This is a genomic window from Aeromonas sp. 600479, from assembly GCF_049175515.1.
Classification (GTDB): Bacteria; Pseudomonadota; Gammaproteobacteria; order Enterobacterales; family Aeromonadaceae; genus Aeromonas; species Aeromonas veronii_A.
Window position 1 is genome coordinate 100,105 of the sequence record NZ_JAAKVF010000005.1, and the last position, 21,335, is coordinate 121,439.

Annotated in this window: 18 protein-coding genes; 14 read left to right on the forward strand and 4 right to left on the reverse strand. The window is 59.9% G+C overall.

Translation table 11 applies throughout. The annotated features are described in order from the left end of the window. Window positions 1–47: 47 nt before the first annotated feature. From G5149_RS08100 to G5149_RS08115, 4 genes are all read left to right on the forward strand, one after another. On the forward strand, window positions 48–644 hold the full coding sequence (locus G5149_RS08100; RefSeq protein ID WP_421212216.1) for an NAD(P)H-dependent oxidoreductase: 597 nt from the start codon (window positions 48–50) through the stop codon (window positions 642–644). A 67-nt stretch (window positions 645–711) separates the two neighbouring features. Next, window positions 712–2,568, forward strand: a complete 1,857-nt coding sequence (locus G5149_RS08105) for a monovalent cation:proton antiporter-2 (CPA2) family protein (RefSeq protein ID WP_421212217.1) — start codon at window positions 712–714, stop codon at window positions 2,566–2,568. Continuing rightward, window positions 2,565–2,951, forward strand: a complete 387-nt coding sequence (locus tag G5149_RS08110; protein ID WP_005342850.1) for a SirB2 family protein — start codon at window positions 2,565–2,567, stop codon at window positions 2,949–2,951. The genes G5149_RS08105 and G5149_RS08110 overlap by 4 nt, the downstream gene beginning before the upstream one ends. A gap of 289 nt (window positions 2,952–3,240) precedes the next feature. Next, window positions 3,241–4,227 (forward strand): helix-turn-helix transcriptional regulator, encoded by a 987-nt coding sequence (locus tag G5149_RS08115; RefSeq protein ID WP_005342851.1) that lies wholly within the window; start codon window positions 3,241–3,243, stop codon window positions 4,225–4,227. 851 nt (window positions 4,228–5,078) lie between these two features. On the opposite strand, the gene G5149_RS08120 is transcribed toward G5149_RS08115, so the two are convergent. Further along, window positions 5,079–5,390, reverse strand: a complete 312-nt coding sequence (locus tag G5149_RS08120; protein WP_127007419.1) for a DUF1145 domain-containing protein — start codon at window positions 5,388–5,390, stop codon at window positions 5,079–5,081. Beyond that, window positions 5,374–6,003 (reverse strand): 16S rRNA (guanine(966)-N(2))-methyltransferase RsmD, encoded by a 630-nt coding sequence (rsmD, locus tag G5149_RS08125; protein ID WP_421212218.1) that lies wholly within the window; start codon window positions 6,001–6,003, stop codon window positions 5,374–5,376. Before rsmD ends, G5149_RS08120 begins: the two co-directional genes overlap by 17 nt. A 110-nt stretch (window positions 6,004–6,113) precedes the next feature. Between rsmD and ftsY the strand changes: the two genes are divergently transcribed. The 10 genes from ftsY (at window position 6,114) to hutH (ending at window position 18,053) form a co-directional block, all read left to right on the forward strand. Further along, window positions 6,114–7,943 (forward strand): signal recognition particle-docking protein FtsY, encoded by a 1,830-nt coding sequence (gene ftsY / locus G5149_RS08130; RefSeq protein WP_421212219.1) that lies wholly within the window; start codon window positions 6,114–6,116, stop codon window positions 7,941–7,943. A 51-nt stretch (window positions 7,944–7,994) separates the two neighbouring features. Beyond that, window positions 7,995–8,663, forward strand: coding sequence for a cell division ATP-binding protein FtsE (gene ftsE / locus G5149_RS08135; RefSeq protein WP_216979637.1), 669 nt, complete (start codon window positions 7,995–7,997; stop codon window positions 8,661–8,663). Continuing rightward, entirely contained in the window at window positions 8,663–9,616 is a 954-nt protein-coding gene (gene ftsX / locus G5149_RS08140; RefSeq protein ID WP_005342860.1) for a permease-like cell division protein FtsX, read from the forward strand. The genes ftsE and ftsX overlap by 1 nt, the downstream gene beginning before the upstream one ends. A 451-nt stretch (window positions 9,617–10,067) precedes the next feature. Beyond that, window positions 10,068–10,922, forward strand: coding sequence for an RNA polymerase sigma factor RpoH (rpoH, locus tag G5149_RS08145; RefSeq protein WP_005342862.1), 855 nt, complete (start codon window positions 10,068–10,070; stop codon window positions 10,920–10,922). Between the two features lie 126 nt (window positions 10,923–11,048). Next, window positions 11,049–11,708, forward strand: a complete 660-nt coding sequence (gene can, locus G5149_RS08150) for a carbonate dehydratase (RefSeq protein ID WP_005342864.1) — start codon at window positions 11,049–11,051, stop codon at window positions 11,706–11,708. A gap of 11 nt (window positions 11,709–11,719) precedes the next feature. Continuing rightward, window positions 11,720–12,424: a histidine utilization repressor gene (gene hutC, locus G5149_RS08155; protein ID WP_216979636.1), complete on the forward strand. Its 705-nt coding sequence runs from the start codon at window positions 11,720–11,722 to the stop codon at window positions 12,422–12,424. A gap of 155 nt (window positions 12,425–12,579) precedes the next feature. Next, window positions 12,580–13,815, forward strand: coding sequence for an imidazolonepropionase (hutI, locus tag G5149_RS08160; protein ID WP_337073108.1), 1,236 nt, complete (start codon window positions 12,580–12,582; stop codon window positions 13,813–13,815). Continuing rightward, complete coding sequence (gene hutG / locus G5149_RS08165; RefSeq protein WP_421212220.1) at window positions 13,808–14,752, forward strand: formimidoylglutamase; 945 nt, start codon at window positions 13,808–13,810, stop codon at window positions 14,750–14,752. The genes hutI and hutG overlap by 8 nt, the downstream gene beginning before the upstream one ends. 54 nt (window positions 14,753–14,806) lie before the next feature. Next, window positions 14,807–16,516 carry a urocanate hydratase gene (gene hutU / locus G5149_RS08170; protein WP_421212221.1) on the forward strand — a complete coding sequence of 570 codons (1,710 nt, stop codon included), beginning with the start codon at window positions 14,807–14,809 and terminating at the stop codon, window positions 16,514–16,516. A 4-nt stretch (window positions 16,517–16,520) separates the two neighbouring features. Next, a complete protein-coding gene (gene hutH, locus G5149_RS08175; protein WP_421212222.1) occupies window positions 16,521–18,053 on the forward strand; it encodes a histidine ammonia-lyase in 1,533 nt (510 codons plus the stop codon). Window positions 18,054–18,126: 73 nt separating this feature from the next. Here hutH and G5149_RS08180 read toward each other — a convergent pair whose 3' ends face one another. Together G5149_RS08180 and G5149_RS08185 are read right to left on the reverse strand one after the other, a co-directional pair. Continuing rightward, a complete protein-coding gene (locus tag G5149_RS08180) occupies window positions 18,127–19,224 on the reverse strand; it encodes a calcium:proton antiporter (protein ID WP_421212223.1) in 1,098 nt (365 codons plus the stop codon). A gap of 269 nt (window positions 19,225–19,493) precedes the next feature. Further along, window positions 19,494–21,023: an EAL domain-containing protein gene (locus G5149_RS08185; RefSeq protein ID WP_216979630.1), complete on the reverse strand. Its 1,530-nt coding sequence runs from the start codon at window positions 21,021–21,023 to the stop codon at window positions 19,494–19,496. Window positions 21,024–21,335: the final 312 nt, after the last annotated feature.

Below are 21,335 nucleotides of genomic sequence, written 5' to 3' on the forward strand. Positions count from 1 at the left end.
TGTTTACCTCGCCTTGCACCGCAAGGCTTTGTTCGGGTGATGTGGTCATGAAACGCATTCTGGTTATTTTTTCCCATCCCGCGCTGCAGAGCTCGCGGGCCAACAAGCAGCTGTTGCAGGCGATTGAGGGGCTGGAGGGGGTCACGGTTCACGACCTCTATCAGCACTATCCCGACATGTTTATCGATGTGAAGCGGGAGCAGGCGCTGCTCTGTGAGCACGACATCATCGTCTTTCAGCACCCGTTTTACTGGTACTCCTGCCCGGCCATCATGAAAGAGTGGATGGATCTGGTGCTGGAGTATGGCTATGCCTACGGCCCCGAAGCCCACGCCCTCAAGGGCAAGCAGTGGCTGAGCGCCATCACCACCGGCGGGGCGCCGGAGTCCTACTGCAGCGAGGGTTACAACCGCCGACCGTTGCTCGATTTTCTGCTGCCATTTCAGCAGGCTGCCACCTTGTGCGGCATGAACTGGCTGCCGCCTTTTGTGCTGCACTCCTTTCACAAGATCAAGGATCCCGCCGCCCTGCGCCGCTGTGGTCAGGACTATCGCCAGCTGCTTTGCGCCCTGCGTGACGATCAGCTGACCCCGGAGCAACTGGCCGGGCGCCCTTATCTGCGCGACTTGCTGGAGGTGCTCTGATGAAACACGGGCAGCTTGTTGGCCGAGCTTATGAGCCGGATCAGACGTTCATGTGGAGGGCTGACTGATGGGCCACGGGATCCTGTTTGATGCCTTTATCTATCTCTCCGCCGCCGTTATCGCGGTGCCGCTGGCCAAACGCTGGGGGCTGGGCTCGGTGCTCGGCTACCTGCTGGCGGGGATCATCATAGGCCCCTTTCTGCTGGGGCTGGTGGGGGAGCAGAAGGATGTGATGCACTTCGCCGAGTTTGGCGTGGTGCTGATGCTGTTTCTGGTCGGTCTTGAATTGCGTCCGGCCCTCTTGTGGCAGCTGAAGGGGCCGATCCTCGGCACCGGCGGCCTGCAGGTGCTGCTTACCACGGCGGCACTGACCGGCGTGGCGCACCTGATCGGTCTGCCGCTGCAACAGGGGCTGGCCATCGGCCTCATTCTGGCGCTCTCTTCCACCGCCATCGTGTTGCAGAGCCTGCAGGAGCGCAAGCTGATGCAGAGCGAGAGCGGTCGCTCCGCCTTTGCGGTGCTGCTGTTTCAGGATATTGCGGTCATTCCGATCCTGGCGCTGCTGCCGCTGCTGGCCATGGCGCCGGTCGCCAGCAATGGTGGCTCCGAGCTGGCGGGTTGGCAGCATGGTCTGCTGGTGGTCGCGGCCATCTCCGGCATAGTGCTGGGTGGCCACTACCTGATGCGGCCGGTGTTTCGTGCCATCGCCCAGTCCTATATGCGGGAGATCTTCGTCGCCGCCGCTCTGCTGCTGGTGATCGCTATCGCTGTGTTGATGGAGTCGGTGGGGCTTTCGCCTGCACTTGGCTCCTTCCTCGCCGGGGTGGTGCTGGCCGACAGCGAATATCGCCATGAGCTGGAGGCCGACATAGAGCCGTTCAAGGGCTTGCTGCTCGGCCTGTTCTTTATGTCGGTGGGGGCGGGGATCGACTTCGGACTGTTTGCCGAGCACCCCTTCCTGATACCCACTATGGTGGTTGGCCTGATGGTGCTCAAATGGCTGGTGTTGATGGCGCTCGGCTTCATCATCCGCATCTCGCCGAGTCAACGCTGGACCTTCGCGCTGGCGCTCGCGCAGGGGGGCGAGTTTGCCTTCGTGCTCTTCTCGTTTGCCGCCCAGAACCGGGTGCTGCCCGGCGAGACCATCTCGCTGCTGACGCTGGTGGTGGCGCTCTCGATGGCGCTCACCCCGCTGCTGCTGATCCTCAACGATCGGGTGATCCAGCCCTGGTTCGATTACCGTAACCAGAGCGACGCACCGCAGCATGAGCAACCTGAGCTGGTGGAGCATCCGGTGATCATCGCGGGCTTCGGCCGCTTCGGTCAGATCGTGGGGCGTCTGCTGCACGGTCACGGCATCGGTACCACCATCCTCGAGCAGGATGCTAGCCAGATAGAGACCCTGCGCAAGTATGGCTATCAGGTCTTCTATGGCGATGCCAGCCGGATCGATCTGCTCCATGCCGCAGGGGCGCACAAGGCGAAGCTGCTGGTGCTCTCCATCAACGATCCAGCTACCTCGCTGGCGGTGATCGAGATGGTGCAGAAGCACTTCCCGCACCTGAAGATCCTGGCGCGAGCGCTGGATCGACCCCATGCCCACGAGATCCTGCGCCACGGGGTCGAGAGCGTGCACCGGGAAACCCTGGGCTCGGCGGTCGATCTGGGGGTGGAAGCCCTGACCCAGCTCGGTTTTCGGGCCAACCAGGCCTGGCGGGCGGGGCAGACCTTCAAGCAGCACGATAACTGGCTGTTGCGTGAGCAGGTCAACTATCTGGACGACGAACACACTTATATCAACAAGAGCCTGCAATACCGGGAGATCCTCTCCGATCTGTTGCAAGACGACGAGGAGGGGCAGGAGCGTATCCATGCCCACAACTGGAACAGCGGGCTACCCGACGACGACAAGGAAGCAAAATGATTGCCTATTATCCCATGTTCAAACACCTGCATATGACGCTGGCGCTGGTCAGTCTGCTGCTCTTTATCTATCGCTGGAGTCTGGCGCTGGCCGGCAGCGATCGGTTGCAGCAGAAGTGGCTGAAGATCCTGCCCCATATCAACGACACCTTCCTGCTGCTGTTTGGCGTGCTGCTGGCGGTGACCTTGCAGCTGAGCCCCGGCCAGCAGCCCTGGCTGATGGCCAAGCTGATTGCACTGGTGCTCTATATCGGTCTGGGTGTCATGGCACTCAAGCGCCCGGCCCGCGGTCAGAAGCTGGTGGCCGGTGTGGCGGCGCTGGCGGTGTTTGGCTACATGGTCGGTGCGGCCATCACCAAGTCAGCCTGGTCGTGGCTGATGTGATTGAGCTTGGAGGGAGGATTGCCTCCCTCCGGCTATTTCAAAAGAACAGATTCAGAAAAATCCTATTCCCCTTGATGTTAGCCTGCCTCTCCACTTAGTTTTCTTCGTGATGGTTAGCTTGTCTTAAAGTGTTAAGTTTGCCGTGCTAAGTGATTTTTATATTATAAATCATGTACATGAGTTGCTTTGTATGAAAATGGCGACAGTTGTCGCCGCAAAACTTGCGACATAGACTGTCGCAAGTTGCGACTAGGATACGATCAACGCTAAACCAGTGAAGGCATGCACCATGAGTAAGAAGCTGTTACGACAACTGACCTTGGCGCGTTGCATCCCGCACCGCCCTTACAAGCTGACCGCCAGCCAACTTCAGGTAAAACTGGAAGAGGAAGGCATCCACGTCAGTCTGCGTACCGTGCAACGGGACCTGGAGGAGATGTCCGGCATGGGACTGTTCGACCTCACCTCGGACGAGCGCAGTAAACCCCATGGCTGGTGCTTCGAGCGCCACGGCCTCAATGACTTTGCCAATATCATGCCCCTCTCGCTGGCAGTGGCCCTGAAAACCTGGAGTGATCAGGCGAGCCAACTGTTACCGGCGAGTGTATTGACCGAATTGAACCCGCTGGTCGACAAAGCGAGTCAGGTGATCCGCGACAGCCAGAGCGAACTGGCCGAACGCTGGCTGGAGAGTGTCCACCAGTCACCGCGTCCGTTTGCCGGCAACCCGGAGATCCGCCGCAGCACCTTGATCCGCGATGCGCTCTGGCGTGGTCGCAAGTTCAGTGCCGAGATCCAGCGCGTGATCAAAGAGCGCACCGTGTGGCTCTGCTACGACCGTATCAACCCGCTCGGCATTCTCAATCAGCCGGACGGTCCGATCCTGCTCTGCACTCTCTCAGAGCTGGATCCCAAGGTCTACGGCATCCCGTTTGACCATATCAAGAATGTGGAGCTGACCAACTTCAGCGCCACCCAGCCGAAGGATTTCAATATTCAGAAGCTGATCCGAGATCAGGGTTATCAGGATGTGAGCGGCCCGATCCGTTTCGTCGGCCGGATCGATGCTAACAGCCAGTCGCTGCTGGATAACCAGATCCCCGGCAACAATCCGCGCATGACCCGCTATGACAAGCGCAGCGTGGTGGTGGAGACCGAAGTGCAGGACACCCCGGAGTTTCGCAGCTGGTTGAACAATATCAGCGGTGAACTGGAGGTGCTGGCGCCGGAATCGCTGCGCAAGGCCTATCTCAATCCGGCCAACCGCTTGAGCTGATTAAGAAATTGCATGTGAAGAGTCGAGCCTGGTCTCGGCTCTTTTTTTGCTGTTTTTTTAAGCATATTTATTCAACTAATTTTTAAGTCTTAACGACAGGATTGAACCGTTTTCCTGCCCCGTTTTTGGGGGCGAATCCCGTGTAAGAGATCTGCCATAGCCACTGTAAGAGGCTGGCGCTTTGAACCGTACGCGAAGCCATGCCAGAATGATCGAGCTTTCCTGTGAAACTAATTAACTTGCTGATATTGAAGGGTTAGTTTTTAAGTTTGTTTTTTGAAATGGGAGCGGCATCAGATCTTTATCATCGGATGGCCCTTGTTCGGGGTGCGCATTTCCTTACTATGGGTCTCACAAGGACGGAGCTGGTCCGGCAGGATGCAGGGCAGCGCATAAAGATGGAATAGTCCGCAGGATGTGGACAAGGGACACCTCAGGATGAGCTCGATAATCAGGATGATTATCGTCACGGATGAATAAGGAACACCGCAGGACGCGGCAGGACACTCTCGGGATGAGAGCAGAACGAACGGAACCTCGTTCTTCAGGATGAACAGGACCTCGCCGGATGCGAGAGGAATACTTCAGGATGAAGTGAGATAACCCGGATGGTTATCTGTCAGGAAGACGCAAGGACCCCCACAGGACGTGGTAATGGACACCTCCAGGATGGAGACAGTGAAGCAGTTCAGGATGAATTGCCAGGCCAGGAACGCCGCAGGACATGCCAACGGATTGGAAAGGGGATATTCCAAAGGATTAGGATAAAGTCAGGGATTGCAGGGAGCATTGCAGTTCTAAGGACAGGACGACACGACTCTAGGGGACGGCTACCGCCGTCCCCTTTTCTTTTATGGTTTGCCCGAGAGATTGCCGCGCTGGGCGGCGTTGACGATCTCTTGCAGGCGCTGACGAATGTCGACCATGCCAAACACGCCAAATATCAGCACAGTGACAAACTCGGTCTTGGTGACCTCGAAGTAGCGTTTGCAAGCTGCCTTGATCATGCTGGCCTGCAGCCAGTGCAGCAGGGCGACAATCACGCCACAGACCGGCAGAAAGCCGTTGAGTTTGCCGGGTAGCGGGGCAATCAGGCTCACCAGTACGCCAAACCAGAAGAACAGTATCAGCCCCATCGCCAACAGATTAAAGACTCGCTTCATTGTTTACCTCCCGTAGATAGAGTTGGTAGCAGACTTGACCTGCCTGTTTGTCCTTGAGTAGTTGCCAGCTGGCGGGCAGCGTCAGATCGGCCATCTCTTTTTCCCGCTCCAGATAGATCAGGGCGTCCGGTGCCAGCCAGCCGCGCTGCTCCAGCAGTTCGCACACTTGCGGCAGCAGCTCGCGGCGAAACGGCGGATCGAGGAACACCAGATCAAACGGCGTGGCTGGGCCTTGCAGCCAGCTCACTGCATCTGACTGGATCACCTGACCCTGATTACTACCGAGGGCGGTCAGATTCTTCTTGATCTGATCAGCGGCCCCTTTGTCCATCTCGACCAGGGTCACCTGCTCGGCATAGCGCGACAGCGCCTCCAGTCCCAACCCGCCACTACCGGCAAACAGGTCGAGGCAGCGGGTGCCGCGTATATGGGGAGCCAGCCAGTTGAAGATGGTCTCCTTGACGCGATCCGTGGTGGGTCTGAGCCCTTCCACATCCTTGACCGGCAATTTGCGGCCTCGCCACTGGCCGCTGATGATTCTTACAAAGCCCGATTTTCCTTGCGGGGCGGGACTCTTGCTCGGGTTGCTACGGCTGGATTTCACTCTGGGCATCGCGTTTCATCGTCAGAAAATAAAGTGGTAGTATAAGGCGGTTCATTTTTATGCCGACCCGCCAAGGGACGGCTATCTTAGCAGTCAGCCTTTGATGTGAGTATTTTTAGATGGCAAAAGGTTTGTTTTCCTGGCTGGGTTTCGGCCGCAAGAAAGAAGAGGCTGAGGCTGTCCAACCACAGACACCCCAAGCCACCCCGATTACCGCTGGGCCTGAGGTCACTGCTACCCCCGCTCCTGTTTCCGATAGTACGCCGGCTGTTGCCCCCGAAGTGCCTGCCAGCGCACAGAATCCCGTTTTGCAAGATGATTGCTGCCTGCCGACCGAGCTGGACGACCACGGCCCGCTGGTGGTGGAGGAGTGCGCCTCCGATCTGGAGCCGGTGATCGTCAACGAATCCCTGATGGCTGAGGAGGAGCGTGCCGCCGCAGAGGCGCAAGCCGCTGAAGCAGTTCGTGTCACCGCAGAGGTCAAGGCAGCCGAAGAGGCTCGCATTGCTGCCGAAGCTCGTGCTGCGCAAGAGGCTCGCATGGCTGCCGAAGCTCGCGCTGCGGAAGAGGCTCGCATGGCTGCCGAAGCTCGCGCCGCGGAAGAGGCTCGCATTGCCGCTGAAGCTCGTGCTGCGGAAGGGGCTCGTATTGCTGCCGAAGCTCGCGCTGCGGAAGAGGCTCGTATTGCTGCCGAAGCTCGCGCTGCGGAAGAGGCTCGTATTGCCGCTGAAGCTCGCGCTGCGGAAGAGGCTCGCATTGCCGCTGAAGCTCGCGCTGCGCAAGAGGTTCGTATTGCCGCTGAAGCTCGTGCTACGGAAGAGGCTCGTGTTGCTGCCGAAGCTCGCGCTGCGGAGGAGGCTCGCATCGTTGCCGAAGCTCAGGCTGCGGAAGAAGCCCGTATCGCCAAAGAGGCCCAGCGAGCGGAAGATATGCGCCTGGTCGCCGCGATGGAGGCTGAGGCTGCTGCCTTGGCCGCTCTGCCGCTGGCCGCCAAGGTGGACGATGACACCCAGGACAAGCCGCAGCGGGAGGGCTTCTTTGCTCGCCTCAAGCGCAGTCTGGTGCGCACCAAGGAGAATATCGGATCCGGTTTCTTCGGCCTGTTCCGTGGCAAGAAGATCGATGATGAGCTGTTTGAAGAGCTGGAGACCCAGCTGTTGACCGCCGATCTCGGCGTCGACACCACCACCCGCATCATCGAGGGGCTGGTGCAGCACGCGGATCGCAAGCAGTTGAAGGATGCCGAGGTGCTCTACGGTTTGCTCAAGCAGGACATGGGCGAGATGCTGGCCAAAGTCGAGCAGCCGCTGGTGATCGACACCAGCAAGAAGCCTTACGTGATCCTGATGGTCGGCGTTAATGGCGTCGGCAAGACCACCACCATCGGCAAGCTGGCCAAGCAGTTCCAGGCTGAAGGCAAGAGTGTGATGCTGGCAGCTGGCGATACCTTCCGCGCCGCTGCGGTCGAGCAGCTGCAGGTGTGGGGTCAGCGCAATAACATTCCGGTGATTGCCCAGCATACCGGTGCCGACTCCGCTTCCGTCATTTATGACGCCATCGAGGCTGCCCGTTCCCGCGGGGCTGATGTGCTGATCGCCGATACTGCCGGTCGCCTGCAGAACAAGAGCAACCTGATGGAGGAGCTCAAGAAGGTAGTGCGGGTGATGAAGAAGCTGGATGAAGAGGCACCCCACGAGATCATGTTGACTCTGGATGCTGGCACCGGCCAGAACGCCCTGAGCCAGGCCAAGCTGTTCAGCGAGGCGGTAGGCCTGACCGGCATCACCCTGACCAAGCTGGATGGCACGGCCAAAGGCGGTGTCATCTTCGCGGTGGCCGACAAGTTCCAGATCCCGATCCGCTATATCGGGGTGGGCGAGGGGATCGATGATTTGCGTCCCTTTGTCGCCAATGACTTTATCGAGGCCCTGTTTAGTCGCGATGAGTAAACACCCCATGCCCCGACTTCGGTCGGGGTTTGTCAATGTCAGGGAACCGTTATGATTCGTTTTGACAAGGTCAGCAAGGTATACAGCGGCGGCCATCAGGCGCTGCAGAAGGTCAGCTTTCACCTGCGCAAGGGAGAGATGGCCTTTCTGACCGGACACTCGGGAGCGGGCAAGAGTACCCTCCTCAAACTGATCAGCGTGATGGAGCGACCGACCGATGGTCGCGTCTTCTTTCATGGCGACGATGTCAGCCATATCCAGCGTAGCCAGATCCCCTATGTGCGCCGCCAGATCGGGATGATCTTCCAGGATCACCGGCTGTTGATGGATCGCACTGTGTTTGACAACGTGGCGCTGCCGCTGGTGATCGATGGCTACTGCCACGCCGATATCAACAAGCGCGTGGCGGCGGCGCTGGACAAGGTGGGGCTGCTAGGCAAGGAGCGTTACCAGCCGCGGATGCTCTCCGGTGGTGAACAGCAGCGGGTAGGCATCGCCCGTGCCATCGTCAACAAGCCGCCGCTGCTGCTGGCGGATGAACCGACCGGCAACCTGGACCCCCAGCTCTCCATGGATATCATGCGGCTATTTCAGGAGTTCAACAATTTTGGGGTCTCTGTACTGATTGCTACCCACGATCTGGGGCTGATCGCCCGCATGCGCTATCGCACTCTAACCCTCAAGGCGGGTCGCATGTATTCGGCCGGGGAGGAGCTCTGATGGCTATTGTTCGTCATAAACAACCACCGCTGCGTCGTCTGATGATGTACGGGGTTGACCACGTGCGGCAGGCGTTTGCCAGTCTCGGGGAGCTGTGGCGAAATCCGCTCGCCTCCCTGATGACGCTGGCGGTGCTCGGTGTCAGTCTGGCGTTGCCCTCCTGCTTCCACGTATTGTTGAAAAACGCCGAGGTGGTGGAGGGGAGCTGGCAGAACAGCTCCCAGATCTCCCTTTACCTACGCAAGGATCTGCCGGAGCAGAGCATTCTCGATCTGCAGCACAGGATCCTGCTTTATCCCGAGGTGGATTCGGTCACCTACCTGAGCCGTGACGATGCGTTGCGGGAGTTTCGCGAGATCTCCGGCTTCGGCGATGCTCTCGACTACCTCGACAGCAACCCGCTGCCGCCAGTGTTGAGCGTCATTCCGGATCCGCGCTGGCAGAATCCGGAAGGGGCCGCCGAGTTGCTCGGCAAGCTAAACAATGAGGATGGGGTCGAGCAGGGCAAGCTGGATCTGCAGTGGCTGACTCGCCTGCAGGGGATCATGAACCTGCTGCGCCACACCATTACCGGCATCGCGGTGCTGCTGCTCTCCGCCGTGCTGCTGATCGTCGGCAATACCCTGCGTCTCAACATCCTCAACCAGCGCTCAGAGATTGAGGTGCTCAAGCTGGTGGGGGCAACTGATGCCTTCATCCATCGCCCTTTCCTCTATACCGGCATCTGGTTCGGGGTGATTGGTGGCATGTTGGCCTGGTGGTTGACCGAGGTGATGGTAATCTGGAGCGAAGGGGTAGTTAAGGAGCTTGCGGGCTTGTATAACAGTAACTTCCGGTTGGTTGGCATGGGTCTGGTGGACGGGGTGAACCTGATCCTGCTGGGGGCTCTGCTGGGGCTGATCGCATCATGGTTTTCAGTTCATCGTCACATTCGCGATATAGAGCCATCCTGATTAATTTATTATCAAAGTAAATCGCTGGATTTTGAGAGGTGGATCAAGTAAAAGAAGGTCCGTTTCTGGCTTGACCCCCTTAGTCAGAGTATTCTGAATTAAATAAGATCTCTCGGATCTTTTGTGGATCCACGGAACCTTCTGATTTATAAGCAGTCTATTAGGCTGAAGCATTTATACGAGTGTGGCCCCTCTGCCTTGCTCGTCAGACTTGGCAAGCATGTGAAGGTTGCGAGCTCCGCAACAATGGACTTAGCATGCTACTTTTCGGGGGTCCTTCATTGTGACCCCTTTTTTTTGACTGTTCATTCATGATTCATCCTGCAGGCATAAGATAAGCCGGTCTAAAGCTGGACATGTTCTTTGATAGACGCCGCAGAATGACATCAGGTCAGTAGACAGACCCAATCTGGGTGTTAGACTGATTCGATTGAAAAGTAAGAGGTAACAGATGGGAACTTCATTGCAGCGCACTATGGCTTTGATTCCGCAAGGTAGTTTGGAAGGCTATATCCAGGCAGTCAACTCGATTCCGGTGCTGAGCGCAGAGGAAGAGCGTGAGCTGGCTGAGCGTTTGCAGCAGGATGGCGACCTTGAGGCTGCTCGTCAGCTGGTCATGTCGCACCTGCGCTTTGTCGTTCATGTCGCCAAAAGTTATGCCGGTTACGGTCTGCCCCAGGCCGACCTGGTGCAGGAAGGCAACATCGGCCTGATGAAGGCGGTCAAGCGCTTCGACCCGAGTGTCGGCGTGCGCCTGGTCTCCTTTGCCGTGCACTGGATCAAGGCCGAAATCCACGAATATGTTCTGCGCAACTGGCGCATGGTCAAGGTGGCGACCACCAAGGCCCAGCGCAAGCTCTTCTTCAACCTGCGCAAATCCAAAAAACGTCTGGGCTGGCTGAACCACGAAGAGGTTCAGGCAGTGGCGGCCGATCTAGGCGTTTCTGCCGCTGACGTGACCGAGATGGAAGCGCGCATGAGCAACTATGATCAAGCCTTCGACCTGGTCGGTGATGATGACGAAGAGGGTGGTTTCGCACCGGTCCACTATCTGGAGGACAAATCCTCCGATCTGGCTGCGACCATCGAGAACGACAACTGGGACGACCATGCGACCCGTCGCCTGAGCTCGGCTCTGGCTACTTTGGACGAGCGCAGCCAGCACATCATCCGAGCCCGCTGGCTCGACGATGAGAGCAAGACCACTCTGCAGGAGCTGGCCGATACCTACGGCGTTTCTGCCGAGCGAGTGCGCCAGCTTGAGAAGAATGCGCTCAAGAAGCTGAAAGATGCCATGGAAGCCTGATGCTTCCTCTCATAAAAACAGGGCCTAATGGCCCTGTTTTTGTTTTGCAGGGGGCTGGTCGGCCTTGCCTTGGTTACCCTTGTGTATGGTATGTTGCCGCCACTGCCACTGTAGGGAGAGCAGATAGTGAAACTGTTGAACGACCTGTTTACCAACAACCGCGAGTGGGCGGAGCAGATCAAGGCCGAGGATCCCGAATTCTTTGCTACCCTCTCTGCCCAGCAGGCCCCCGAATACCTCTGGATTGGCTGCTCCGACAGCCGGGTCCCTGCCAACCAGCTGATGGGGTTACTGCCGGGGGATGTGTTTGTCCACCGCAACGTCGCCAACCTGGTGGTACACACCGACTTCAACTGCCTCTCGGTGCTGCAATATGCGGTCGAGGTGCTCAAGGTGAAGCACATCATCGTCTGCGGCCACTACGGCTGCGGCGGCGTCAAGGCGGCGATGCAGAACCAAGAGCTGGGGCTCATCGACAACTGGCTGCGCAACATCAAGGATGTCTACTTCAAGTATCGCGAGCAGCTGGATGCCATCGAGGATGAGCACGAGCGCTTCGACTACCTGTGCGAGCTGAACGTGGCCGAGCAGGTCGCCAACGTCTGCCACACCACCATCATCCAGAATGCCTGGCGCAAGGGGCAGGAGCTGGCGGTACACGGCTGGATCTACGGCATCAAGGACGGTCTGCTGCATGACCTTGATCTTTGTATCAGCGGGCCGGATCAGATCCCCGACGTCTACCGCGCCTGGCCGGATATGCGTCCGCCCCACCGCCGTCGCTGAGGAGCATCCCGTTGGCACCGGCCCTCTATATGCAAATCAAGCAGCACATCCTGGACGGGATCCGCGAACGCCACTATCAGGCGGGCGACCGGATCCCGACCGAGGCCGCCCTGTGCGAGCAGTTCGCCGTGAGCCGGATGACGGTCAACAAGGCGCTGCGCGAACTGGTGGCCGAGGGGTGGCTGGTGCGCACCGCCGGTTCCGGCAGCTTCGTGGCGGACAGGCGCACCGAGTCGCCGCTGCTGGCCATTCGCAACATCGCCGACGAGATCGCCGAACGGGGCAGCGAGTACAGCGGCCGGGTGATCCGGCTGCAACGCCAGGCTGCCGACGAGAAGGTGGCGGTGCAGCTGGGCTTGCGGGTCGGCGCTCCCATCTTCCACAGTCTCATCGTCCATCAGGCCGATGGCGAGCCGCTGCAGCTGGAAGAGCGCTTCGTCGATGCCGAGCGGTTGCCACAGTACGGTGAGCAGGACTTTGCCAGCCAGACCCCCAACCGCTATCTGATGGAGGTCTGCCCCCTCTCCGAGATGGAGCACGTGGTAGAGGCGGTGCTGCCGAGCGCCGGCGAGGCCGGCTTGTTGCAGGTGCGGGTCGACACCCCCTGCCTGCTGTTGCATCGGCGTACCTGGTCCGACGGTTATCTGGTCTCCTATGCCCGTTTGCTGTCGCCTGGCTCCCGTTACAAGTTGAGCTCCAAGACCAGTCTTAGTTAATTGTATATACATATCATTTTTGAAAAAACCCGCCTCTGGCGGGCTTTTTTGTGTTTAAGCTCTAATGAACACGATGTTATCAAGATGTGAACTTGATCCTTTCTTTCCCGTCAGAGATCGGATATAAGTTAATGTATATACATTTAGAGGTCGGTATGAACAAGGAACTGTTGAACTGCGAGAGGGTCTGGCTCAACGTGACACCCGCCACCCTGCGCTCCGATCTGGTCGACTACGGTCTGCTGGAGCCCCATGCCCTCGGCGTTCACGAGGGGCGGATCCACGCCCTGGTGCCGATGCAGGATCTCAAGGGCCCCTATCCCGCCCATTGGCAGGATATGAAGGGCAAGCTGGTCACTCCCGGCCTCATCGATTGCCACACCCACCTCATCTTCGCCGGCAGCCGCGCCGAAGAGTTCGAACTGCGCCAGAAGGGGGTGCCCTATGCGGAGATCGCCCGCAAGGGCGGCGGCATCATCAGCACGGTACGCGCCACCCGTGCCGCCAGCGAGGATCAGCTGTTCGATCTGGCGCTGCCGAGGGTGAAATCCCTGATCCGGGAAGGGGTCACCACGGTGGAGATCAAGTCCGGTTACGGCCTCACCCTGGAAGACGAGCTCAAGATGCTGCGGGTCGCCCGCCGACTGGGGGAGGTGCTGCCGATCCGGGTCAAGACCACCCTGCTGGCAGCTCATGCGGTGCCGCCGGAGTATCGCGACGATCCCGACTCCTGGGTCGAGACCATCTGTCAGGAGATCATCCCGGCCGCCGCCGATGCGGGCCTGGCCGATGCGGTGGACGTTTTCTGTGAACACATCGGTTTTTCGTTGGCCCAGACCGAGCAGGTCTATCTGGCGGCGGATCAATACGGTCTGGCGGTGAAAGGGCACATGGATCAGCTCTCCAACCTGGGCGGCAGCACGCTGGCCGCCAACTTCGGCGCCCTCTCGGTGGATCACCTGGAGTACCTGGATCCGGAGGGGATCCAGGCGCTGGCCCACCGCGGCGTGGTGGCCACCCTGCTGCCTACCGCCTTCTACTTCCTCAAGGAGACCAAGCTGCCGCCGGTCGCCGCGCTGCGCAAGGCGGGGGTGCCGATGGCGGTCTCCTCCGACATCAACCCCGGCACGGCCCCCATCGTTTCCCTGCGCATGGCCATGAACATGGCTTGCACCCTGTTCGGCCTGACCCCGGTGGAGGCCATGGCAGGGGTGACCCGCCACGCCGCCCGCGCCCTCGGCGAGCAGGAGCAGCTGGGACAGCTCAGGGTCGGCATGCTGGCGGACTTTCTGGTCTGGAACTGCGGCCATCCGGCCGAGCTCAGCTACCTCATCGGCGTCGATCAGCTGGTGAGCCGGGTGGTCAACGGCGAGGAGACGCTCCATGGATAAGTTCAACCCGGTCGACATGTCGGTCTGGCAGGGGCGCCAGGATCCGGAAGATGGCGAGCTGGCCCTGCGCTGGCACGACAAGGTACAACCCTGGTCACAAGCCGGCAGCGCCGCCCCGGGCGTAGCCCTGGTGGGCTTTGCCTGTGACGAGGGGGTGCGCCGCAACAAGGGGCGGGTAGGGGCCGCCGGTGCGCCGCTGGCGGTGCGCAAGCTGCTGGCCAACAGCGCCTGGCATCTGAGCCGACCCGTCTATGACAGCGGTGACGTGAACTGCGAGGATGGCGATCTCGATGCCGCCCACGGCCGTCTGGCCGAACGGGTGGCCCGCTTGCTGGACGAGGGGCACTTCCCGCTGGTATTGGGCGGTGGTCACGAGGTGGCCTTTGGCAGCTGGAGCGGCCTCAATCGTCATCTGGCTGGCCGTGGCCGGGTCGGCATTATCAACTTCGATGCCCACTTCGACCTGCGCATGAAGCTGGAGCAGGCGAGCTCCGGCACCCCCTTCTTCCAGATCGCCGAGCAGTGCGCCGCCCAGGGCACGCCCTTTACCTACGCCTGCCTCGGGGTGGCCGAGACCGCCAATACCCGGGCGCTGTTCGCGCGCGCCGAGGCGCTGGGAGTGTGGCACGTGCTGGACGAGGCGATGACGCCGGCCGAGCTACCGGTCTTGCTCTGCGGGCTGGATGCCTTCATCGCCCGCTGCGATCACCTCTATCTGACCATCGATCTCGACGTGCTGCCGGCAGCCGTGATACCGGGAGTGAGCGCCCCCGCCGCCCGCGGCGTGGAGCTGGCGGTCATCGAACCCCTGATTGCCCATATCCGGGCCAGCGGCAAGCTGCGGCTCGCCGATCTGGCCGAATACAACCCGAGTCTGGATCAGGACAACCGCAGTGCCCGCGTGGCCGCCCGGCTGGTCCATCAGTTAACCAAGTAGCGGCCTGCCACCGGCCGGCCGCCACCCTGCTGCATCGATAAACAAGGAGTGTATATGTCCCAGCAACACCAGGATCCCCGTCACGATCCCAATCGCGTGATCCGCGCCCCGCGCGGCACCACGCTGACCGCCAAGAGCTGGCTCACCGAAGCGCCGCTGCGGATGCTGATGAACAACCTGGATCCCGAGGTAGCCGAGCATCCCCAGTCGCTGGTGGTGTATGGCGGCATCGGCCGCGCCGCCCGCAACTGGGCCTGCTTCGACAAGATCGTCGAGGTGCTGACCCGGCTGGAGGAGTATCAGACTCTGCTGGTGCAGTCCGGCAAGCCGGTCGGGGTGTTCCAGACCCACAAGGACGCACCGCGGGTGCTGATCGCCAACTCCAACCTGGTGCCGCACTGGGCCAACTGGGAGCACTTCAACGAGCTCGATAAAAAGGGTCTGATGATGTACGGCCAGATGACCGCCGGCTCCTGGATCTACATAGGTACTCAGGGGATCGTGCAGGGCACCTACGAAACCTTCTTCGCGGTGGCCAACCAGCACTTCAACGGCGAGCCCAAGGGGCGTTGGATCCTGACCGGCGGTCTGGGTGGCATGGGTGGCGCCCAGCCGCTGGCCGCTACCATGGCCGGCTTCTCGATGATCGCGGTGGAGTGCGACGAGACCCGCATCGATTTTCGTCTGCGTACCCGCTACGTGGACAAGAAGGCCCACAGCTTGGATGAGGCGCTGGCCATGATCGAAGAGGCCAAGCAGAGCGGCAGCGCCGTCTCCGTCGGCCTGCTTGGCAACGCCGCCGATGTGTTCGCCGAGCTGGTGGCCCGTGGCATCACCCCGGACGTGGTGACCGACCAGACCTCGGCCCATGACCCGGTGCACGGCTACCTGCCGCAGGGCTGGAGCGTGGCCCAGTGGCGCGCGCTGCAAAAATCCGCGCCCCAGGAAGTGAACCAGGCCGCTCGCCACTCCATGGCCCGTCAGGTCGAAGCCATGCTGACTCTGCAAGCCCGCGGTGCGGCCACGCTGGATTATGGCAACAACATTCGCCAGATGGCGCTGGAGGAGGGGGTGAAAAACGCCTTCGACTTCCCCGGCTTCGTCCCGGCCTACATTCGCCCGCTGTTCTGCGAGGGCATTGGCCCGTTCCGCTGGGTGGCGCTCTCCGGCGATCCGGAAGACATCTACAAGACCGACCAGAAGGTGAAGGAGTTGATCCCCGATGATCCTCACCTGCACAACTGGCTCGACATGGCTCGCGAGCGCATCGCCTTCCAGGGCCTGCCGGCGCGGATCTGCTGGGTCGGGGTCAAGGATCGGGTACGCCTCGGCCTGGCCTTCAACGAGATGGTCAAGAATGGCGAGCTGAAAGCCCCCATCGTCATCGGCCGCGATCACCTGGATTCCGGCTCGGTGGCGAGCCCGAACCGCGAGACCGAGTCGATGATGGATGGCTCCGATGCCGTCTCCGACTGGCCGCTGCTCAACGCCCTGCTCAACACTGCCAGCGGCGCGACCTGGGTCTCCCTGCACCACGGCGGCGGGGTCGGCATGGGCTTCTCCCAGCACTCCGGCGTGGTGATCGTCTGTGATGGCTCCGATGATGCCGCCAAGCGGGTCGGTCGGGTGCTGCGCAACGACCCGGCCACCGGGGTGATGCGTCACGCCGATGCCGGCTACGAGATTGCCATCAACTGCGCCCACGAGGCGAAACTGGATCTGCCGATGATTGACGGCGCCAACGGTGTCAAAGGAAAGGTGTAACACCATGTTTGAATTGACTATTACCCCGGGCGAGCTGGATCTTGCCACCCTGCGTCGCGTCAGCCGCGAGCCGGTACACATTTCACTGGATCCCGTCGCCCTGGCGGGGATCCACGCCTCCGCCGCCGTAGTCACCAAGGTGATCGAGCAAAACCGAGTGGTGTACGGCATCAACACCGGCTTTGGCCTGTTGGCCAACACCCGCATTCCGGTGGAGCAGCTGGACGAGCTGCAGCGCTCCATCGTGCTTTCCCATGCGGCAGGGATTGGCGAGTACATGGATGACGCCACCGTGCGGCTGATGATGGTGCTCAAGCTCAACTCGCTGGCGCGCGGCTTCTCCGGCATCCGGCTGGCGGTGCTTGAGGCCCTGATGACCCTCATCAACGCCGAAGTCTATCCGGTGGTACCGAAGAAGGGCTCCGTCGGTGCCTCCGGCGATCTGGCGCCGCTGGCTCATATGAGCTGTCTGCTGATCGGTGAAGGCAAGGCTCGCCACAAGGGCGAGCTGATCGACGCCGCCACTGCCCTGAAGATTGCCGGGCTGGAGCCCATCGCGCTAGCACCGAAAGAGGGGCTGGCGCTGCTCAACGGCACTCAGGCGAGCACCGCCTTCGCGCTGGAAGGGCTGTTCCACGCCGAGGATCTGTTTGCTGGTGCCATCACCATCGGCGCCATGAGCGTGGAGGCCGCCCTTGGCAGCCGCCGGCCGTTCGATGCCCGTATCCACGCGGTGCGCGGTCAGCGCGGCCAGATCGACGCGGCCGCCTGCTACCGTCACCTGCTGATGGATGGCAGCGAGATCGGCATGTCTCATCACAACTGCGAGAAGGTGCAGGATCCCTACTCCCTGCGCTGCCAGCCACAGGTGATGGGCGCCTGTCTGACCCAGATCCGCCAGGCAGCCGAGGTGCTGGTGTGCGAGGCCAACGCGGTCTCCGACAACCCGCTGGTGTTTGCCGAGGATGAAGAGATCCTCTCGGGCGGCAACTTCCACGCAGAACCCGTGGCCTTCGCCGCCGACAACCTGGCGCTGGCCATCGCCGAGATCGGCTCGCTCTCCGAGCGGCGCATGGCGCTGCTGATCGACTCGCGGATGTCCGGTCTGCCGGCGTTTCTGGTCAACAACGGCGGCGTCAACTCCGGCTTTATGATCGCTCAGGTCACCTCGGCGGCGCTCGCCTCCGAGAACAAGACGCTGGCCCATCCGGCCTCGGTGGACAGCCTGCCCACCTCCGCCAATCAGGAGGATCACGTCTCCATGGCCACCTTCGCCGGCCGTCGACTGGCGGACATGGCCGAGAACACCCGTGGCATTCTGGCGGTGGAACTGCTGGCGGCAGCGCAAGGGCTGGATTTTCGTGCTCCCCTGCGCAGCACCGAGCTCATCGAGCTGGCCAAGGGCCGGCTGCGGGAAGAGGTCAGCTTCTACGACAAGGACAGGTACTTCGCGCCGGACATCGAGGCGGCCGCCGCGCTGCTGGGCCGTGCCAGCTACAACGACCTGCTCCCGACCGGGGTGCTGCCGAGCCTCTAGGTGGCCATCCAGCCCATAACAAAAGACCGCCCAATCGGGCGGTCTTTGCGTTTCTGGTGTTGGTTGAACGCGGTTATTCGTGTTCGAACATCAGGAACAGATAGACCACGAACAGCACCAGGTGAGTGGCTCCGTGCAGCACATTGGTGCGGCCGCTGCTGAAGGTCACCTTGCACACCATCAAGGTCGTGACCAGCAGTACCATATCGGCGGGGGAGAGACCGAGGCGCACCTCCTGACCGAGCATGGAGCCGATAAAGAGCACGGCAGGCACGGTGAGGGCGATGGTGGCCAGCACAGAGCCGAAGTAAAGGTTCATGGCCCGCTGCAGCTGATTATTGAAGGCCGCCTTGATGGCGCCGACTGCTTCGGGTGCCAGCACGATACAGGCGACGATAAAGCCGCCCAGTGCTGGCGGAGCTGCCAGCACCTTGACCCCGTGGTTGATGGGAATGGCCAGGGTCTTGGCCAGCAGGATCACCACCAGCAGATAGGCGAGCAGCAACAGGGTGTGATAGAGGTTGCTCTGTAGCGGGCCGTGGTGCTCTTCGTAATCCTCATGATCGCTGTCGATGAAGAAGTGGCTGTGGCTGCGGGTCTGGATCAGCAGGAAGACACCATAGAGCAGTACCGAGATGATGATGAGCATCCAGGACATGGCGCTCGACATGCTGCCGATGTTGCCCCCTTCGGTGAAGTTGGGCAGCACTAGGCAGAGCAGGGCCAGCGGGATGATGGCCACCAGATAGGATTTGACCCCGTCCAGATTGAAGCTCTGGGTGTGGTAGCGCCAGCCGCCGAACAGCAGGGTAAAGCCTACCAAGCCGTTAGTCACCAGCATCACCACCGCAAACATGGTGTCACGGGCCATGGTGGGGTTGGGCTCGCCGGTCAGCATCACCGAGGAGATCATCACCACTTCCAGCGATATGACCGACAGGGTCAGGATCAGGGTGCCGAAGGGCTCGCCAAGCTTGATGGCGAGGGCATCCGAGTGGCGCACCACCGAAAAGATGGCCCAGGTGACGATAGCAAGCAGCATCGCCGAGACAGGAAGATAAATCCCGAGCGGAGTGGTCTCTGTCAGCAGGTCGCTGCCGAGCGTCTTGAAAAAGAGCAGGGTGAGCAGGCCAATGGGCAGGGCAATCTCTTGCCGGATAAATGTCTTCATAGGCAATGGTTCTCATCTCGGGGCGGCGCTGGCCGACGGGGATTGATGGGAGGCACGCGTAAAGGTGCTCACGGTAGCCGAATGCTTATGATAAGCGCTCCATCCGGCCAGGGGCAGATCATTTTGTTTCTGAATGTAAACAGGTGGTTGAAGGCGATCAGCCTAGTGGCTCCAGAGGCTGCGTCAGTGCCAGCCAGCCTCTGTGGAAAAGGGAGCAAGCGGGTCAGTTGGGAGGAGCTCTGCCGGACCTGTCTTGTGTAATATCAGTGTCAGCTCTCCTGCGAATATTGTGGGGGCCACGTTTGTTGCCAGATGGCAAGATCTGCCAGCGCCATTGGTCTGCCAAAGACGTAACCCTGGATCAGACAGACGCCGCGTTGTCGTAAATACTCAACCTGTTCCCGCGTATCAACCCCTTCTGCAATCATCTCCATGCCTGATTCCAGACCAAATGTGATGATGGCATCCAGCACACTGCGTTTGAGGTCGTTGGTGCCTATGGTGTCGACAAACATCTTGTCAATCTTGATTTGGCGAATGCCCAGCCGTTGCAAATAGGCAAACCCCCCGTAACCGGTGCCAAAGTCGTCCAGTTTGAAGTGATATCCCATTTGTTGCAGCAGGGTGATCTCGTCGGTGGCACTCTGAATATCGATGATCGGCTTGCGTTCAGTCAGCTCGAAGGTAAGGCGCTCGGGCGACGGATTGTGGTGTTCGCTCAACATGTTGCGCAGCAAGGGTTGTTCGATATGTGCGGCGACCAGGTTGACGCTGATCCACTGCTCTGGCGCCAACTGCGGCAGATCCGTGATCACTTGTTCCAACAACTGTCTGGTAATCGGCAGGATCAGTCCCTGATCTTCCGCATATTCGATAAAGGCGCTCGGGGGGATCAGCTCGTGTCCCCGTTGCCAGCGCAACAGAGCCTCAAAACCGGCCACCTGCCAGGTACGAATATCTACGATGGGTTGATAGAAGGGAATGAACTCCTGGCGCACCACTCCGGCCTGCAATAGCCCCTTGAGCGAGCGGCGATAGTTTCGCAGCGACCAATAGGCGGTCACCAGCAGTCCGCTCAGGATAGCACCGCACCAGAGTGCGATGCGTCTGACTTGCTCGCGAGCAAATTGATCGAGTGCGGAACCTGCCCAGATGGTTTGTCGGGTGAGTTTGTCCTGATCGAAGAAGCTCAGACTGCGGCTGCCTTCTTCGAGCTTGATTGCCTGGTTACCGCGCGGGAAGCGGGGGGTCATTGCCACGGGATCCCGCTGACTGAACTCCAGATAGAAACAGCCACTGCAGGGGAGTTGCAGCAGATCGTGGCTCCAGCTGTTATCGAGCACCCAGTAGGCAATGTTGCCGCCGCTTTGGTAGTAGGCAACCATCTCCTGCTCAGTATTGAAGCTGGCTGTTGTGGCGGTTAGTCCCAGTTTATCGGGAAGCTTTCCCTCCTGGGTGACATTTTTGATGAGCGAAATGCCTATACCCAGGCTTGAGCAGCTTTTCCCTGATGCCAGTTCCAACCCCTGCAGACGAATATGGGTGCTGTAAAAACGGGGATCCCGCAGCAACGCCATGTCGTTGGCACCACAATCGAAATCAAACTGTGCCAATTGCTCGTTCATAGCCTTGTCCAGGGTGTGATGGCGTATCGCCATGGCACGCTTTATCTCGGCCACCTTCTGCTCCATCAGGTGGTTGGCCATTGGTCTGGTAAGCCAGATGCCGACGGACTGGCTTGCCAGAATGGGCAAGACACATAGAAGAACAGTGATCCAGAGGGGGGAGATGCGTAACAAGGTAGTCCTGCCTGTTTCACGAGACACAGATGGGTCACGCAATCATAGTGCATTAGCACAATCAATTTGAGTCCGATATGTCACACTTATTGATTGATTTTTTAACTAATTGGTTTTAATCGATTTTTTTAATTTCTTTTTAAAAGAGGCAATCGTTGACCTGTCATAAATGACAATTGCCCAACTTATCCGAACTGCTTTAGAGTACCCCTGCGGTTTGACTCACCGTGTGTTCAATACTCCTGTATCTGTTTTTTGTCAGTAGCACAGAGTGTTAGTTTTGATATGAGTGTTCCTTTTGGTCCCTTTTGA